Annotated in this window: 17 protein-coding genes and 2 tRNA genes; 10 read left to right on the top strand and 9 right to left on the bottom strand. The window is 49.3% G+C overall.

The window, feature by feature from the left end; all coding sequences use genetic code 11:
- Positions 1 to 54 precede the first annotated feature (54 nt).
- Positions 55 to 771 (top strand): HAD hydrolase-like protein, encoded by a 717-nt coding sequence (locus N836_RS57705; protein WP_023073956.1) that lies wholly within the window; start codon positions 55 to 57, stop codon positions 769 to 771.
- Here N836_RS57705 and N836_RS57700 read toward each other — a convergent pair.
- Positions 707 to 1,432, bottom strand: coding sequence for a GUN4 domain-containing protein (locus N836_RS57700; protein ID WP_023073955.1), 726 nt, complete (start codon positions 1,430 to 1,432; stop codon positions 707 to 709). The two genes, N836_RS57705 and N836_RS57700, sit on opposite strands and share 65 nt — an antisense overlap.
- 108 nt (positions 1,433 to 1,540) lie before the next feature.
- The gene (locus N836_RS57695; RefSeq protein WP_023073954.1) at positions 1,541 to 2,206 is read right to left on the bottom strand and encodes a response regulator transcription factor; all 666 of its coding nucleotides are present in this window, start codon (positions 2,204 to 2,206) and stop codon (positions 1,541 to 1,543) included.
- Between the two features lie 497 nt (positions 2,207 to 2,703).
- Here N836_RS57695 and N836_RS57690 point away from each other — a divergent pair, with 497 nt between their 5' ends.
- Entirely contained in the window at positions 2,704 to 4,380 is a 1,677-nt protein-coding gene (locus N836_RS57690) for an EamA family transporter (RefSeq protein ID WP_023073953.1), read from the top strand.
- 55 nt (positions 4,381 to 4,435) lie between these two features.
- Here the strand turns inward: N836_RS57690 and N836_RS57685 are convergent.
- A tRNA-Ser gene (locus N836_RS57685) sits at positions 4,436 to 4,522 on the bottom strand.
- A gap of 111 nt (positions 4,523 to 4,633) precedes the next feature.
- Here N836_RS57685 and N836_RS57680 point away from each other — a divergent pair.
- The 6 genes from N836_RS57680 to N836_RS57660 all read left to right on the top strand — a co-directional run bounded on the left by N836_RS57680 (position 4,634) and on the right by N836_RS57660 (position 9,110).
- Entirely contained in the window at positions 4,634 to 5,002 is a 369-nt protein-coding gene (locus N836_RS57680) for a 2Fe-2S iron-sulfur cluster-binding protein (protein WP_031293240.1), read from the top strand.
- 8 nt (positions 5,003 to 5,010) lie between these two features.
- Positions 5,011 to 5,844 (top strand): inositol monophosphatase family protein, encoded by an 834-nt coding sequence (locus N836_RS57675; protein ID WP_023073951.1) that lies wholly within the window; start codon positions 5,011 to 5,013, stop codon positions 5,842 to 5,844.
- 111 nt (positions 5,845 to 5,955) lie between these two features.
- The gene (locus N836_RS57670) at positions 5,956 to 6,933 is read left to right on the top strand and encodes a J domain-containing protein (RefSeq protein ID WP_235071123.1); all 978 of its coding nucleotides are present in this window, start codon (positions 5,956 to 5,958) and stop codon (positions 6,931 to 6,933) included.
- A 67-nt stretch (positions 6,934 to 7,000) separates the two neighbouring features.
- Positions 7,001 to 8,239 carry an ATP phosphoribosyltransferase regulatory subunit gene (locus N836_RS57665; protein WP_023073949.1) on the top strand — a complete coding sequence of 413 codons (1,239 nt, stop codon included), beginning with the start codon at positions 7,001 to 7,003 and terminating at the stop codon, positions 8,237 to 8,239.
- A 223-nt stretch (positions 8,240 to 8,462) separates the two neighbouring features.
- Positions 8,463 to 8,690 carry an indolepyruvate ferredoxin oxidoreductase subunit alpha gene (locus N836_RS74760; protein WP_071789073.1) on the top strand — a complete coding sequence of 76 codons (228 nt, stop codon included), beginning with the start codon at positions 8,463 to 8,465 and terminating at the stop codon, positions 8,688 to 8,690.
- Positions 8,691 to 8,822: 132 nt separating this feature from the next.
- A complete protein-coding gene (locus N836_RS57660) occupies positions 8,823 to 9,110 on the top strand; it encodes an HU family DNA-binding protein (protein ID WP_327058717.1) in 288 nt (95 codons plus the stop codon).
- A 290-nt stretch (positions 9,111 to 9,400) separates the two neighbouring features.
- On the opposite strand, the gene N836_RS75975 is transcribed toward N836_RS57660, so the two are convergent.
- The 5 genes from N836_RS75975 to N836_RS75970 all read right to left on the bottom strand — a co-directional run bounded on the left by N836_RS75975 (position 9,401) and on the right by N836_RS75970 (position 11,588).
- Positions 9,401 to 9,532 (bottom strand) — tRNA-OTHER (locus N836_RS75975).
- Between the two features lie 63 nt (positions 9,533 to 9,595).
- Complete coding sequence (locus N836_RS57655; protein ID WP_023073947.1) at positions 9,596 to 9,976, bottom strand: DUF5615 family PIN-like protein; 381 nt, start codon at positions 9,974 to 9,976, stop codon at positions 9,596 to 9,598.
- Positions 9,969 to 10,289: a DUF433 domain-containing protein gene (locus N836_RS57650; RefSeq protein WP_031293239.1), complete on the bottom strand. Its 321-nt coding sequence runs from the start codon at positions 10,287 to 10,289 to the stop codon at positions 9,969 to 9,971. The genes N836_RS57655 and N836_RS57650 overlap by 8 nt, the downstream gene beginning before the upstream one ends.
- A gap of 68 nt (positions 10,290 to 10,357) precedes the next feature.
- Positions 10,358 to 11,344 carry a hypothetical protein gene (locus N836_RS57645; protein WP_023073945.1) on the bottom strand — a complete coding sequence of 329 codons (987 nt, stop codon included), beginning with the start codon at positions 11,342 to 11,344 and terminating at the stop codon, positions 10,358 to 10,360.
- Positions 11,345 to 11,417: 73 nt separating this feature from the next.
- A complete protein-coding gene (locus N836_RS75970; protein ID WP_023073944.1) occupies positions 11,418 to 11,588 on the bottom strand; it encodes a toxin-antitoxin system HicB family antitoxin in 171 nt (56 codons plus the stop codon).
- Positions 11,589 to 11,697: 109 nt separating this feature from the next.
- On the opposite strand from N836_RS75970, the gene N836_RS73530 reads away from it, so the two are divergent.
- Together N836_RS73530 and N836_RS57635 are read left to right on the top strand one after the other, a co-directional pair.
- Complete coding sequence (locus N836_RS73530) at positions 11,698 to 12,210, top strand: helix-turn-helix transcriptional regulator (protein ID WP_023073943.1); 513 nt, start codon at positions 11,698 to 11,700, stop codon at positions 12,208 to 12,210.
- Positions 12,211 to 12,352: 142 nt separating this feature from the next.
- Positions 12,353 to 13,561, top strand: a complete 1,209-nt coding sequence (locus tag N836_RS57635) for an endonuclease/exonuclease/phosphatase family protein (RefSeq protein WP_023073942.1) — start codon at positions 12,353 to 12,355, stop codon at positions 13,559 to 13,561.
- Between the two features lie 687 nt (positions 13,562 to 14,248).
- On the opposite strand, the gene N836_RS57625 is transcribed toward N836_RS57635, so the two are convergent.
- Positions 14,249 to 14,629 (bottom strand): IS256 family transposase (locus N836_RS57625; protein WP_023071356.1); only part of this gene is annotated, 381 nt, incomplete at its 5' end.

Below are 14,629 nucleotides of genomic sequence, written 5' to 3'. Positions count from 1 at the left end.
CCTTAACCGCTATTCCTTAGCCACTTTCAAGATTGTTTTTTACACCATACCCGCGTGACCGTTCTCATTTTTGACTTTGACGGTACGATCGCTGACACATTGGAGACGATCGTCGCTATTACTAATCGCTTAGCAAGTCAGTATGACTATCCGCAAACAACACCGGAGCGACTGAAATATTTACGCGCACTGAGCACTGCTGAACTACTGGCCCAGTCCCATGTTCCTTTGTTTCAGGTACCGTTTCTAATGCGGCGGGTACGGCGGGAGCTGCATCAGGATGTTGATTCTATTCAGACGTTTCACCATTTGAGTGATGTCTTAATGGCGCTAGCAGCCGATGGTCATACCATCATGGTTGCTAGTTCCAATGCCCCCTCAACCATTCGGCCATTTCTAGAACGCCACGATTTGGGTCAGGTATTTAGTCAGATTTACGGCAATATTGGCCTGTTGGGTAAAGCCCGCAGTCTGCGACGGATTATGCGCCGACATCGTTTACTACCTGAAGAAATTCTTTATATTGGCGATGAAACGCGGGATATAGAAGCCGCCCATTGCCAAGGTGTGGCAGTGGCAGCAGTGAGTTGGGGATTTAGCGATCGCACCGCCCTAGAAGCCCAGGGGCCTACGTTTCTAGTAGATACCCCCGAGGAACTGTACCAGGCAGTGGGTGAATTTCATCGCAGTCAGCGATGGTCGTTCTTTATGAGTTCCAAGCCGGGTGACAGAGCAGAAACTCCATCATACGTACACCACGCAGCTGATTAGATAGGGGCAAATGACCAATAGGAGCGGACAAATCCCAAATAAATTCACCAGGATAACGGGTCCAGATATTATCTGACTTCCACGCTAGTTTCTCCCACAGACGGTTCCAATCTTGATTGAGCCCTAGCCAAAGCTCTCGCTGTCTCGAAAAACCAAACCGATCTTCCGAATACACTCGCCATAGCTGATCAATAGTCCGCAGGTCGGTAACCGGAAAACTATCTACCTCAGTAAAATAAACCCACTTCCGCTGCACCGCAGCTGGACCAGCCAGTTCACACAGCTTTTGTAGCGTGAGCCGATCCGCCTCTTCAAATTTTTGAGCGATTAGCAGTGTCTGTAATGGCTGATAGTCAATCTGCTGGTCGGAGGCCGGTGTTACCACACCATCGGGAAAGCGCTCCGCCAAAAATGTTTGAGTCATCACCGAATCACTACTGCTGAGGATCTGGTAAACCTTACCTGTCGTAGCTGATGGCTCACTCGTATTCCTGAGAAAATCAACCAGAGCCGTAACACCAGACTCCCCACCACTGGCTAGTTCTGTAACGGCACTCAGTTGGCGCTTTAAGCTATTGGAAAGAAGCTGTTCGGTAAGCTTAGCCGTTTTTTCATCATCTGGCGGAAAAGTCGTTGGAGAATCAGCAGATACATTAGTCATGTCGTGCATTCACAACACCAGCTGTTAGCGTTGCTTGAAACAGTGTTTGAGTAATCAGCCAAACCTCAGGCTACCTTACAATGTCTAAGCAATACAAGACAGCGCGCTTTACTTCTCAGACTCTCCCGAACTGGCTGGTCGATAGCCATGTTCAAACGCATAGCGAATTAGCTGAGAGCGATTTTCCAAAGAAAGCTTACTCAGAATATTACTCAGATGTGTTTGCACCGTTCTAGGGCTAATAAACAAATGTTCTCCAATTTGCTTATTGGTAAAGCCTTGAATAACTTCCCAAAAGACCTTTTCTTCAGCGGGTGTCAGCGGTAGCGGCTTGGGCGGCGGCGGTTGAGCTGACTCCGGCGGCGGCATTTGCTGCACCAGGCGGATAATTTCCGCATGCATCCGCCGAGAACGCTCCAGCTGAGCGTCAATTTTTGCGATTAGCTCCTTGGGATGAAAAGGCTTAACGATATAGTCATCAGCGCCCTTGGAGTGTCCCTGAATTCGGTCGTCCAGTTCACCGCGGCCCGACAGAAAAATAAAAGGCACTAGCTGGCCTGAACGAATTTCTCTCAGCTTTGTGCAAAACTCATAACCATCCATCTCAGGCATCATCACGTCTGAGACCACCAGATCGGGCTGATCCTGTTCAAATAGAGCTAACCCTTCAGTGCCAGACGACGCATGACTAACTTGAAAGCCTCGCTCTCGTAGGTAACGGGTTAACGCAGACCGTAGTGTGATGTCATCATCAACAATAAGGATCTTTTTCATCCTGATGTCAGCTACCTCAGAATACTTGCTAAATTCTTGGACTGAACTCTCACAAACATACCTAGCCAGAAATTATTCTACTCATCCTACAGCTCCAAAGCGGGTATTGCATGTACTGCATCCCAGATGATCCAAACTTTGGAATGAAAACTCTGGACACAGTGATTAGGTGAAGATGTTTGATAGCTTCTGGGCTAGGCTGCGTGTATTTGTTAAGGCTAATATAATGCCCAATTAATATGCTGAACATGCAGCCCCAACCACTAAGGGTTAAGTTTCTCTAAGTGTGCAATCCGTCCCATCTTCCTCAGCCTAGATGGTGTGATGATTTGCGGACTGGCTGCGGTTGATATTAGAAAATTGTTCCGTTATTCCTGGTTGCTTGGTACAGTGTCGACACCAATACAAAACTTGGGTATAACGCAGGGTATGGCTTCGTCAGGGTGATAAGTAGAAGGCTGATGTCATGGGCGAAGCATAACTAAAGAGGGAGCAACATGGGTGAGTCTGAGAGCCAGGGCAGCAATGACCCGCTACTGCAATCACTGGATGATGACTTTCAAGCATTGCAGCGGCATTTTGCCGATCAGCTAGCTAAGGATATTGAGTACTTACAGACAGAAAAGCAACGCCTGATCAGCGATCTTGAGGCGCTACGTGTAGAGTACGACCAGCTTTACATCGACTATCAGTCTCTCAGGAATGAAGCGGATGTCACCCTCTCCAAGCGGGAACTGGCCCAGCAAAATGCTTGGGCAAAACGTCTGGCCCGTGTACTGGCTCAAAATTTGCGAGACGATCTGCATGCCTATGTGACTAATTCGGTGGAGCTGCCCACTCCAACTCAAGACTGGTTACATGCTCTAGACGACACGCTTAATCGCAGCGTTAAGGCGCTACAGCAAGATCTCAGCAGCTATCAAAGTACGATTGCTCAGCAGCTGACCCGCATGCAAACCATGGAGCAGCAAGGGGAGGTGCTGCTAGCGAACCTGGTGGAACGTCTGAGTAATCAACTGGGTGATCTTCAACTGGGTCAAGCGCCTACCCCTCCTGGCACTACCTTACCGAGTGCTTTGGATAATCGTCCCCTTGGGGATGGCAGCCCGGTGGTTGATAGCCGTACCTATATAGAGCGTCCCCGTCCCGATCAAATAGCTGGAGCTACCCGTCGCGTGGTGCCTCCCTATGGGGGGCAAACTGTGGACCCGTCGCCGGTTTTGGTGAATGAACCAAAACGCGATCGCATCTTAAAGAAAGGCATGGTGCTGTGTGGTATTGCCACCTTTGGTTTTAGTGCCATAACAGTCCTGGTTGGTGCGTTAAGCCTGGGGAGCAATCGGTTTGGCCCCGCCTTGACAGGATTGGACAGCTTCAATTTTTTCAATGCCAATGCCCTTCTGTGGCTACAGCTGGTAGTGCTGATCCCTAGTTTGGCCATATTGGCCCCCCAACTATATCGCTCCCTATGGCGTGATATTGGGCAATCGCTACGGTCAACACCGCGACTTTTTGCCCTGCTCGGTGGCGGTGTCTTTTACTTTTTTGCTCAAGTTTTCTTATTCCAAGCCGCAGGCACCCTAGGCCCCGCCGTCGCTGCCCCACTGTTATTTGCTTACCCGCTGCTGGTTGTGCCTTTGCTGTGGTGGCTGAATGGCGATCGCCCCAATCTATTAAGGGGGGTGGTGATGCTAGCCATGGCGATGGGCGTCGTGTTAATTTTGCGACCCTTATCATTGACTAGTGCCATTGCGGCGCTATTGTCGGCTACGGCCTTTTCTTTGTATGTGGTGACCAATAGTCTCAATACGCGTCAAAGTCATCCTATTTCAGCAGGGTTGGTTCAGCATGGTCTTATGGGCGTCCTCAGCAGCATCATTTTGTTGATACGCCCCCTGGTAGTGACTCAAGATTTCACCAGCCAATTTGTTCTCGGCGGCCTGGGGTTAGGGCTGCTAGCTAGCATTAGCTACTTTTTTTATTACACAGGCCTCAGACTGGTGGGTGGTTTACGAACGGCCCTGGTGGCAGCAACAACCCCAATCGTGACCGCTCTGCTGGCGATCATGGCGCTGACCAATCAGCCAACTCTGCAAATGATTCAGTGGACTGGCATCATTCTCATAACCTTAGGGGGCATTACCCTGGCTGCAGATCGTCTCAGCCGCCAATAGCCTCCCGCAGATCTCAGTCCCCAGCAGATCTCAGTTAACCTTGAATTGAAAAGAACGGAGAGAGAGGGATTCGAACCCTCGAATGAGTCACCCCATTACAGCATTTCCAGTGCTGCGCCTTCGACCACTCGGCCATCTCTCCAGGGATATAATTGCTAAAGAATTAAATTCTCTCAGCCAGAACATACTATCAGAAAGTGGTGCTTATTTCATGCGACGATTGCAGGGCACTGCTGCTTTTTTACTTGGTTCTATGACTCAAACACACACTGTCCATATCCATCATCGGCAAAAAAATTGCCACTACACGGCTCAGGTGCCGGACGATCGTTACATTCTACAAACAGCAGAAAACCAGGGAGCCGATTTACCGTTTGCCTGTCGCAATGGGGCATGTACCACCTGTGCTGTGCGTATCCTATCGGGGGAAGTTGAGCAGCCGGAAGCGATGGGATTGTCCCCGGCCCTACGCGAAAAAGGCTATGCGCTTCTGTGTGTTAGCTATCCTCGCACGGACCTAGAGGTTGAGACCCAGAATGAGGATGAAGTATACGAGCAGCAGTTTGGTCGTTATTTTGGCAAAGGCAAGGTGCGGTTTGGGCTGCCCCTGGATGAGGACTAACATAATCCATGAGGACAACACCTACCCCTGAAGACTTACAGCGTTTTTTAGAGATAGCAACTGAGGCGGCACTGGCGGGTGGCGCTGTTCTACAACGCTATTGGGGAAATCTATCTTCGATTCAAGAGAAAGGGCGGTCTGGCGATCTGGTTACGGAAGCGGATCGGGCTTCTGAGGTGGCTGTTTTAGCAGTCATTAAGCGTCATTTGCCTGACCATGCCATTTTGGCTGAGGAATCTGGTCAGTTAGGCCATAGCGATAATCCATTGCTCTGGGCTATTGACCCCTTAGACGGCACGACTAACTATGCTCATCAGTATCCTTTGTGTGCTGTTTCTATTGGGCTATTGGTGGCGGGTAAGCCTATGGTTGGTGTAGTTTATAATCCCATTCTGCAGGATCTTTATCGGGCTGCTAAAGGGTTAGGGGCTACTCACAATCGTCAGTCGATCCAGGTTTCAAAGGCGACCCAGTTATCGAACAGTTTGTTGGTGACCGGATTTGCCTACGACCGTCGCGAAACGATTGATAATAACTATGCCGAATTTTGTCACTTCACCCATCTGACCCAGGGCGTTCGTCGAGGCGGTTCAGCGTCTATCGATTTGGCCCATGTGGCATCTGGCTGCTTGGATGGCTATTGGGAGCGTGGTTTATCGCCCTGGGATTTGGCGGCCGGTGTAGTGCTGGTGGAAGAAGCCGGTGGCCAGGTGAGTGCTTACAATGGCGATCCTTTCGATATTTACTCTGGCAGATTGGTGGCGACTAACGGTGCTTTGCATCAGCCTATTGTTCATGAGTTAAGCCAGGTGCAGCCCTTGCCTCAATTCAAGCCTACGTAATATCCACATCCTTCCTTCATGTTTTTAAAATTTTCTAGACACAATCTGCGTATGTTTAGCGTCAAGCCTATTACAGGTATTAAATGCTAATACGGATAAACTAAAATTAAGTTGTCTCAAACAGCGATCGCAAAAATGCAGGTTAACCGTGGACTATTCAAATTAGATCTAGTAGATCACCATGCAGTTTTGGGAGTGCCGCTAGATGCCGATGCGAAACAAGTAAGGAAGCGTTATCTAAAGATTGCACGAAAGCTGCATCCCGACAGTTTGCTGACAGCTACGGACGAGCAAAAACAGCAGGCTAGCGAATTACTCTCTAAGTTGGTGAACCCTGCCTACGAGATATTGAGCCAAGAAAAATCTTCAGTGGAGCACAAAGTCAGTCTGAAGTTGAAAGGAGAGCAATTAAAGGCTCAACCGTCACTGTTGTCGCTATCCACAGATCACTCCAAAAAAGTTGTCAACAGCAACAACGTGGACTATGCATACAGTACGGCTCTGAAAATGCTGGTTCTTGAGCAGTATGAATCCCTTGAGGGTGTGGTGGATACGATTGGCGACATTAGTGAACTCAATGCAGCTTACGTGATGCGTCAAGGTGGGCTCTCTGGTCAGGATGAGACCCAGGAGACTCCGTCGGTGGCTGATAATGATGGCACGACCGATGACACCTCGTCTAAAGTGACTGTCTTATCCCACCGTGAGCGCCGTGCTCAGTTGATTGAAAGCTTTATCAATCGGGCCAAAGAGTTTGAGTACAAAGGGAATTTCACCCGAGCCATTGTGGAATTACGGGAAGCTGTAAAAGCCCATCCCCAAAACCCGAGATGCCATGCTGAGCTTGGCCGAATGTACATGCGTAGTAAGCAGCTCAAGATGGCGGGTATTCATACCAAACGTGCTTTGGAGTTAGAGCCCGATAACGAGATGGCCAGCGACGTGAAAAAGAAGCTAGATGCTTACGCTAGGCGAAACCCGCCCCCGGATGCTCCTCCTACTGGCAAGCGCTCCAGCAAGGGACCTAAAAAGCCCAGTAGTGGTGGTGGACTGTTTGGTAGTCTGTTTGGCGGTAAAAAACGCAAGTAGTTTGGAACCCTAGTCCGTCATCCCCTTGAAGCTTTAAGCTGGTATAGCACTCAGCCGCCGTAAAGCTATGACCTACCAACCGCCAACGGGTGGACGCGATCTCTTCCCAGTTGATGTGGCGCAAAAGCGCTGGATTGAAGATCGGATTGAAGCCGTTTTCCAACGGTGGAGTTATCAACGAATTATTACCTCCACCGTTGAAAGTATGGATACGCTGATGGCGGGCGGCGCGATTCATCAGTCCGAAGTGATTGAGCTCAACAGTCGTGGTGAACGTCTGGGATTGCGACCTGAACTCACGGCGTCGATTGCGCGGGCGGCGGTGACTCGCATTAGCAATTATCCCCAGCGGCTTTATTACCATGCCAATGTATTTCGGCGGTCGTCCACAGGCAGTCAGGGTGGGCAGCAAGAAGCCTACCAGGCCGGTGTAGAGCTGTTGGGGGCCAGTGGTTCGCTGGCTGATGTAGAAGTGTTGCTGATTATGGCTGATTGCTTGCAGGCACTGGGTCTGGAGCATTGGCATTTGTTGTTGAGCGAGGCTAGTTTGACCAATTCTTTACTAGCACCGTTTCCGCTTGGGGTACGAGAGCAGGTCAAGGTTGCGATCGCAAATCTAGACTGTGTCACCTTAGAAAATCTGTCGCTGTCTGACGAATTACAGACACTGGCCCGAACCATCATGGATTTGCGCGGCGAACCCCGCTCAGTTTTAACCCAGGTCAGCCAGCTTGACCTCAGCGATCAGCAACGGCAAAGCGTCAGCGATCTCAAAAACCTGGTAGACCTGCTAGAACGTACCCTGACGGACAATCCACCGCAGCTAGTACTAGACCTTAGCCTGATGCAAACTTTTGAGTATTACACAGGTGTAGTATTTGAAGCGGTGGTCCGTACTGAACACACCTGCGAGGTTGTTGGCCAGGGCGGTCGCTATGACAATCTGCTCAGTCTGTTTCACCCAGAACGCAAGTCTTATCCCGGCGTTGGTTTTGTCCTCAATGGTGAGACCCTACAGCAGATTTTGCAGCCACACTTACCTGCGATGGTGGCCGAGAGTGACTGGCTAGTGGTGCCTACAGAAGCTGCTGCTGCCGCCGCCGCCATTAACCATGCCCAAATCCTGCGTCAGGACGCTGCTACGCTGACTCGAGTTGAGTTGAGTCTGAATCCTGCCTTGCCAGCGGCAAAACTCCGTCAGTTTGCCACCGAGCGTAAAATTGCCAATATTGCCTGGGTATCAGAACAGGGGGACGTCGAGGTAGAAAGTCTGACGCCATCAGCTCAACGAGCTCATGGCATTTAGCTTGACATTGCTGCTCCCTTGGGATGGCTTGAGCTGTAAGAGATGGTCAAATAGCAAGTGCTACCGATCACCTTATCCCCTAAATCAGCAATCGCATTAGATTCACCTACTTAGGTCTATCGCCCTTTAAAATGAACAAATGTAACTAATTTCTCGTATATCTCCACAGGTTTTAGCCTGGATAAATATACGTTTTGATGACCATTTAAACCCTAGGAGCGCCGTGGCCCACTCTATTGTTACTGACGTTTGTGAAGGCGTTGCTGATTGCGTTGATGCCTGCCCTGTAGCCTGTATTCACGAGGGTCCCAAGAAAAATAAGAAGGGAACAAACTGGTACTGGATTGACTTTGATGTGTGTATCGATTGCGGTATTTGTCTGCAGGTATGCCCGGTAGAAGGCGCAATACTACCTGAAGAAAAACCTGATTTACAGAAAACTCCGGTTTAATTTGAGCTAATGTAGGCTCAGTTTCAAGATAACAGGCGTTCGTGATGCGGAAACCTCTGCAATATGGACGTCTTAGTCGATTTAGTACTTGCGTTCTATGTGGACCTGTGCTAAAAATACCTGGAAGTATTGATTTCTCTTGCTATGAACAAAGGTGAACTGCTAGATACGGTGGCTGAGAAGGCCGGTGTTTCGAAGAAAGTTGCAGATGCTGTAGTATCTGCAACTATTGAGTCCATTATGGAGGCTGTTTCCAGTGGCGATAAGGTAACTCTGGTGGGGTTTGGTAGCTTTGAACCCCGCGATCGCAAAGAGCGTGAAGGTCGTAATCCCAAGACTGGTGAGACGATGACAATTCCAGCAACTACAGTACCTGCATTCTCAGCAGGTAAGGCATTTAAGGAAAAAGTTGCTGCCTAAGAGCTGCGCGGATTACATCAAGGACAGTATTGATTGAGGTAAACACCTCAAATTGAGACGAAAGCTTCAGTTAAGGCGACGTGGCTAGGTTAGCTACGTCGTTTTATTTTGGACCCTAAAGCCAGGCTGAGTTTCTGTCCGTAGCCGCGCATTGATAGAACTACTGCCTCGGACGGTGCGATCGCAAATCAGTGAGCGCTTTTAATTCTTTCTGCAGCAACACCACAGCTATGGAAGTGACCGTGGCAATAATAGCTAAAAGTAGCAGGATATTAATACTTTGATGCAAACGGAGAGGGGGGGATTCGAACCCCCGATGAACCGAAGCCCATAACAGATTTCGAGTCTATAAAGGTGGTGATTGAAAGTCTTTATAGACAAGGGTTCTAGGTTTTAACCTAGTTCGTTTCCCCAGAACTTCCCTAAAACCAGTCTATTATATAGCGCTGGTTTTCTGAGCTGAGTGGGGTTGAGTGGCTGCGAGGTTAGTATTCGCGGATGGTGAAGATCTGCTGGCTGGATTTGGGTTGGTTTTGCTTTAGAACCCTTATGAGTCGGTTTGTAAGGCTGGGTTGGTTTTCTAAATAGTTATGTAGGGTCTGGACCTGGTCTGTGTAGTTGCGGTCGTCTTTGCAAATGATGATGCCGTTGTGATCAGGATTTTGGCGGTGGATGTTTATGAAGTCCTGGCGATTTAGGGTGATGACGACTCGATTATTTTTGGTGGCGTAGGTGAGGACGTCTTCGTCGGGGATGCCTTGGTTGGCTTGACCTGCGTCGTAGGAGGTGAGGACGTCGTAGCCGAGATTGCGTAGGAGGACCACCATGTCGATGGGGAAGTTTTCGTTGGAGTAGAGATCAACCATGGACTAGGTCGTCTTGGATAATTTGGTCAATTTCGTTTTGGTTTTCTTGGTAGTAGGCCCAGGCGGCTTCGAGATCTGCAGGGATAAGGCTGGGGTAGTTGCGTAGGAGTTCTTCGGTGTCGGCTCCTTGTTGGTGGAAGGATACGAGAGTCCAGACGGGGATGCGGGTATTGCGGATGCGGGCTTGGCCGCCACAGACGCCAGGTGTTTTTTGAATGGTGCGGGCGTGGAGTTTGGTGCGCAGCAGCTTGTTTTCCTCGGGGGTGAGGGATTCGATGACTTGGATGAGGGAGTCGATCAGCTGGGTATTCATGGGATACTCCGCAGCACTGGCCTGGTCGGTTGTCTTGGTATATGTGGCTTTCAAATGATAACGGGATTTTATGGGTCTTGGGTCTTGGACTGCTGGAACTGTGGACCATCAGGGCCGATTTCTAGATGCCATTCGGGATGGGTTTGGATGGCGGTGCGGACGCCTTTACGGCAGGTGGGATTTTGCCAAAGCATCTGGTAACGCTGTAGGCGCTGGTCTGGGGTTTCCTCATTAGGGGGAATCGGGGTGAGACGTTGTTCAACTTGGCGCTGGCTTTCGAGCCATTGCAGGTATTCGGTGTAGAGGCGATCGCCGTATTTACGAATCCAGCCTTGAGCAGCGCTTTGTTTGGAGGCAGGCGGATCAGGGAGTCGGGGGATTTTTTGTTTTATGACGAACGCGAAAAAATCGGGGTCGTCCTCGGCGGAAAAGTCTAACCATTGCTGAGGTCCGGGAAGTGAGGCATCACTCGTTTGAGGGTGCTTTGGTGCATCTTGGGATAACGTGATTTCTTGGCTATTGGTCTGCTCTAGCTCTGGGGAAAGCGAAGCGATTTTCTCTCTCTTTTTTAAAGAAGAGTTGGAAGGAAGTTGAGAAGGATCTGGGGAGTTGGGAAATGCTTGCTGGGATTCGGTTTCGGTAGCTGACTGTGTCTGAGTTGTCTCAGGGTGTGTCAAATTGATCACTTGGGGTGACAGGTTTGTCACAGGTGAGTCAATTTGACTCAGGATGGGGATGCGCAAATTAACGCTGCCTTTGATATGTTCTTCTAGTTTGCCGTTGGCGATCAGTTCGGCTTTGGCACGGTAGAAGGTGCGACGGTTGATGTGCCATTCGCGGCAAAACTGGGAGATGTTTTCGACGCGGAACCACCAGCCTTGTTTTCTGAGGGCAAGGATGAGGTGGTAGAGGTACCCGGCTGGGGTGTAGAAGTGGTCGAGCCAGTTTTGGTGAACGGCTTCTGGGGTAAGTCTGAGATGTGAGCGGGTAGTGCTTTTTGCAGGCTGCAGACTATGTCCTCCGTCGTAGGCAGTCGGAGAATTTTCTGTCATCATGGAAGTAGTTAATTTTACGGATGCCCCGGAGCTGTGTCAGGCGTGGGGCATTTTTTATGGGTTTTACAGATAGCTAGGCGGCTCGTTCTTGGCGGTTAAGTAAGGTTTCGAGGGCTTCCTCAATCAGGTCCGAGAGTGAGCGTTTTTGTTGGATTGCACTGATTTGTGCCCGTTGCTTGAGCTCGGGCGTCATGCGGATAGTGAGGTTTTGCCGGGGGGGCTTCGGCTGAGGAGCGCTTTTCATGACCGACACATAAATCTAATTTGTTCGACTGATCGATCATGTTAATAATGAGTGATTATTTAGTCAAGCAATTATGTGATGTCTGGCTTTATTATTTGGAGGTTAATCATTGAAAGTTCGTAAAAAGTCGGCTGTAGCGTTTGTGGACGAGGGTTTTTTGAAGCGATTGAGTGAGGTGGTGCACGAAATTCGTGGCGACCAATCGCAGCGGCAGTTTGCGCGGACGATGCAGGTGTCGCAGTCTACGGTGCAGCAGTGGGAGAATGGTCGGAATGTGCCGAGTTTGGAGAATCTGGAGAAGATTGCTCGGTTAAAGGGGATGCTGGTGGAGGATTTTATTGCTTTCCTTTATGGCCGCAGCCACGGGCCGACACGGACTGATATCATGGCGCGGATTGGGGTGATGCAGCCGCAGGATTTTAGTCAGATTTTGCATATTATTGGGGACCGGATCGCGCCGCCTGGGGAGGAGACATCGCCGGGAAAGCCGAAGGCCAAGAGTAAGAAGACATCCGCTAAGAGGAAGATGCGGGTGCCATTAGTGCTGGAGCAATACCTCGATCAGGATAAATCTGAGTCTCGGGCGATGGCTGCTGATATTCTTGATTCGGATAATTCTTAGACGCTGGGTATCTCTTGGTTGCCACTGCTATGAGGCTGGGATAAGCGGTTTGTGGCTGGGCATATTCTGGGATTGCGATCGCAGTCAATGCGCTTTCTTATGGCGTTACCAGTAGCAAACATTTTGATGTAAGGAATCTGCTATGACCTCGGAGTTTACAGCTGAAGAATGGGACCGGATTAATGCTGTATTCGCGGCAGACCCTGCTAAGTATGGTTTTCCTAAACGCATCTATGGATCAGCGCTACTGGCTTCTTTCAATATTCGTAAGTTGGGCAAACGGAGTAAGCGTTCTGCCAATACCTGGAAGTTTCTTGCGATGCTCTGCCGTCAGTTTGATTTGCTGGCGGTTCAAGAGATTATGGATGACCTGGAGGGGTTTGATTATTTGCGGGAGCTGATGGGGCCAGATTTTCATGCTGTGGTCTCAGATCGTACGGGTGTTTTTCCTGGTGAATCTGGCATGGGGGAGCGTCTGGGATTTATCTATAACACCCGAGTCATCGAGCGGGGGGATGTGGTCTCTGATATTTCGTTTGACCGCAGCAAGCTGATCAAGACCGTTATTGATAACTACGATGTCCTACGGGATGAGTTGTTGCCTTATTTGAAATATCTCGATAAGCACAAAGCCTGGCAACAGAATCAGGTGGGTGCAGAGCCGAAACCGCCTAAGGTGCAAATTCCTGTTTTTCTGTCATTTATTCGACAGCCCTTCTGCGCTAGCTTTCGCATTGTCGGCCATCCGGGTACTGAGCCTTACAAACTGATGGCGATCAATGCCCATCTTTATTTTGGTGAGTCAGTGACGGATCGGCGGCAAGAGTTTGATGCTTTGATGGAGTGGATTCTTGGGCGAGTGGAGGAAAAAGATACTGCTTACTACCCTAATTTTGTGTTGATGGGAGATCTAAATCTTGACTTTGATAATCCGAAGACAGACCGTGAACGGATTACTGCGCATATCAAAACGTTTAATGCGCAGGTGAAAACATCGGATTCAAGAGCTAATGTGTATTTCCCGTTTTTAGATCCTCATCCTGTTCACAACCAATTGTTTAGAACCAATGCTCGTCTGAAGGAGACGTTTGACCATGTTGCGTTCTTTAGCCATGATGGGCGTTTGCCTCAGTCAATTCAGCAAGACATGATGGGGGCTCAAGAGCGTGGTCCTGATTATGGCATGGTGAACTTTGTGCAGTTGTTTAGTGATGCTCTGAATGACCAGCCATTACTGGAGTTAACGAGTGCTGAGAAGGCGGTGTTTTATAGGAAGTTTGAGCATGAGGTGAGTGATCATATGCCTATCTGGGTGAGGCTCCCTTTGCCGGATGCATTTTTGCATGATTAGGCATTGGCTAGCTGGATAGAGTGGAGCGATATCGGGCGATAAGCGCAGGATTTGGGAGAAATTTAAGGGAGCGAAGCCTACGTTGTGGACGGGGTGGGTGGTTTGTTAGTGGGAAGGATATAGAGTTGCGATCACAAAGCCTATCCAGTGAAGAATTAAAAATGAATAACCTTGCTAGTGGCGATAACGGAGCCACGGGCAATCGGACAATCAGCGAAGTCGACTGGGTTTAAGGGCTGATGGGTAGGCTGTTTGTAGCTTTGCTAGTGGCAGCCGGTTTTGGTTGAGTTAGGTTGGGTTGCGATCGCACTTCCTCAGCTACAACCTAGAGTATCCTTCAACTGGTTGATAACTTGTTTTGGTAAGCGTCGGTCCAGATTACTGAGGGTTTCCAACCATTGGCAGAGTGTTGCTGGTGTTGAGAGCTTGCGTTGATAGGCTTCTTGAATAACCCATAGGGTGCCGTGGACTGTTACGTTTTGCTGTTGGCAAAGCGTTCGGAGTGGTTTCTCATTTGTTAGGAGTAGACGTCTCTGAGTTTTGGCATAGTAAAAGTTAAGTAGATCAGGATTGCTTAAGTTGCCCTGACGATAGACTTGTGCTGCCTGAAACCATTCAATTTTAGTCTCAACGAGTTGACCCCCTGCTTCTAGAGAGTGATCTGAATTTTGTGTAAACGCTGTTTGTTTAGAGAGAGAAGCGTTCTGGGAACAGGATAGCAAAATGAGACAGTGCGGCACGCCAATTTTTAATCGGTCGATTCCATTTTTTCGCGATATTGTTCATCGCCAGATACATCAACCTGCAAACAGCGTCTTCATCTGGAAAAACGGCTTTGGTCTTAATCACCTTACGCAGAGAACGATTGAGAGATTCAATAGCATTGGTGGTGTAAATCACCCGACGAATTTCCATGGGGTAATCGAAGATGGGAATCACATTCTCCCAGTGGCGAATCCAGATCTGGCTAATGGCTGGGTAGGCCTCATCCCATTTTTCACTGAAGGCATACAGGGCAGCTTCCGATTCGGCTAGGGTAGCGGCTTGATAAATCGGCTTGAGATCCTT

It is taken from the genome of Leptolyngbya sp. Heron Island J (genome assembly GCF_000482245.1).
In the GTDB taxonomy this organism is placed as follows: domain Bacteria; phylum Cyanobacteriota; class Cyanobacteriia; order Phormidesmidales; family Phormidesmidaceae; genus Leptothoe.
Note: the sequence above shows the minus strand (reverse complement) of the source record. Positions and strands in the feature narration are given on the sequence as shown.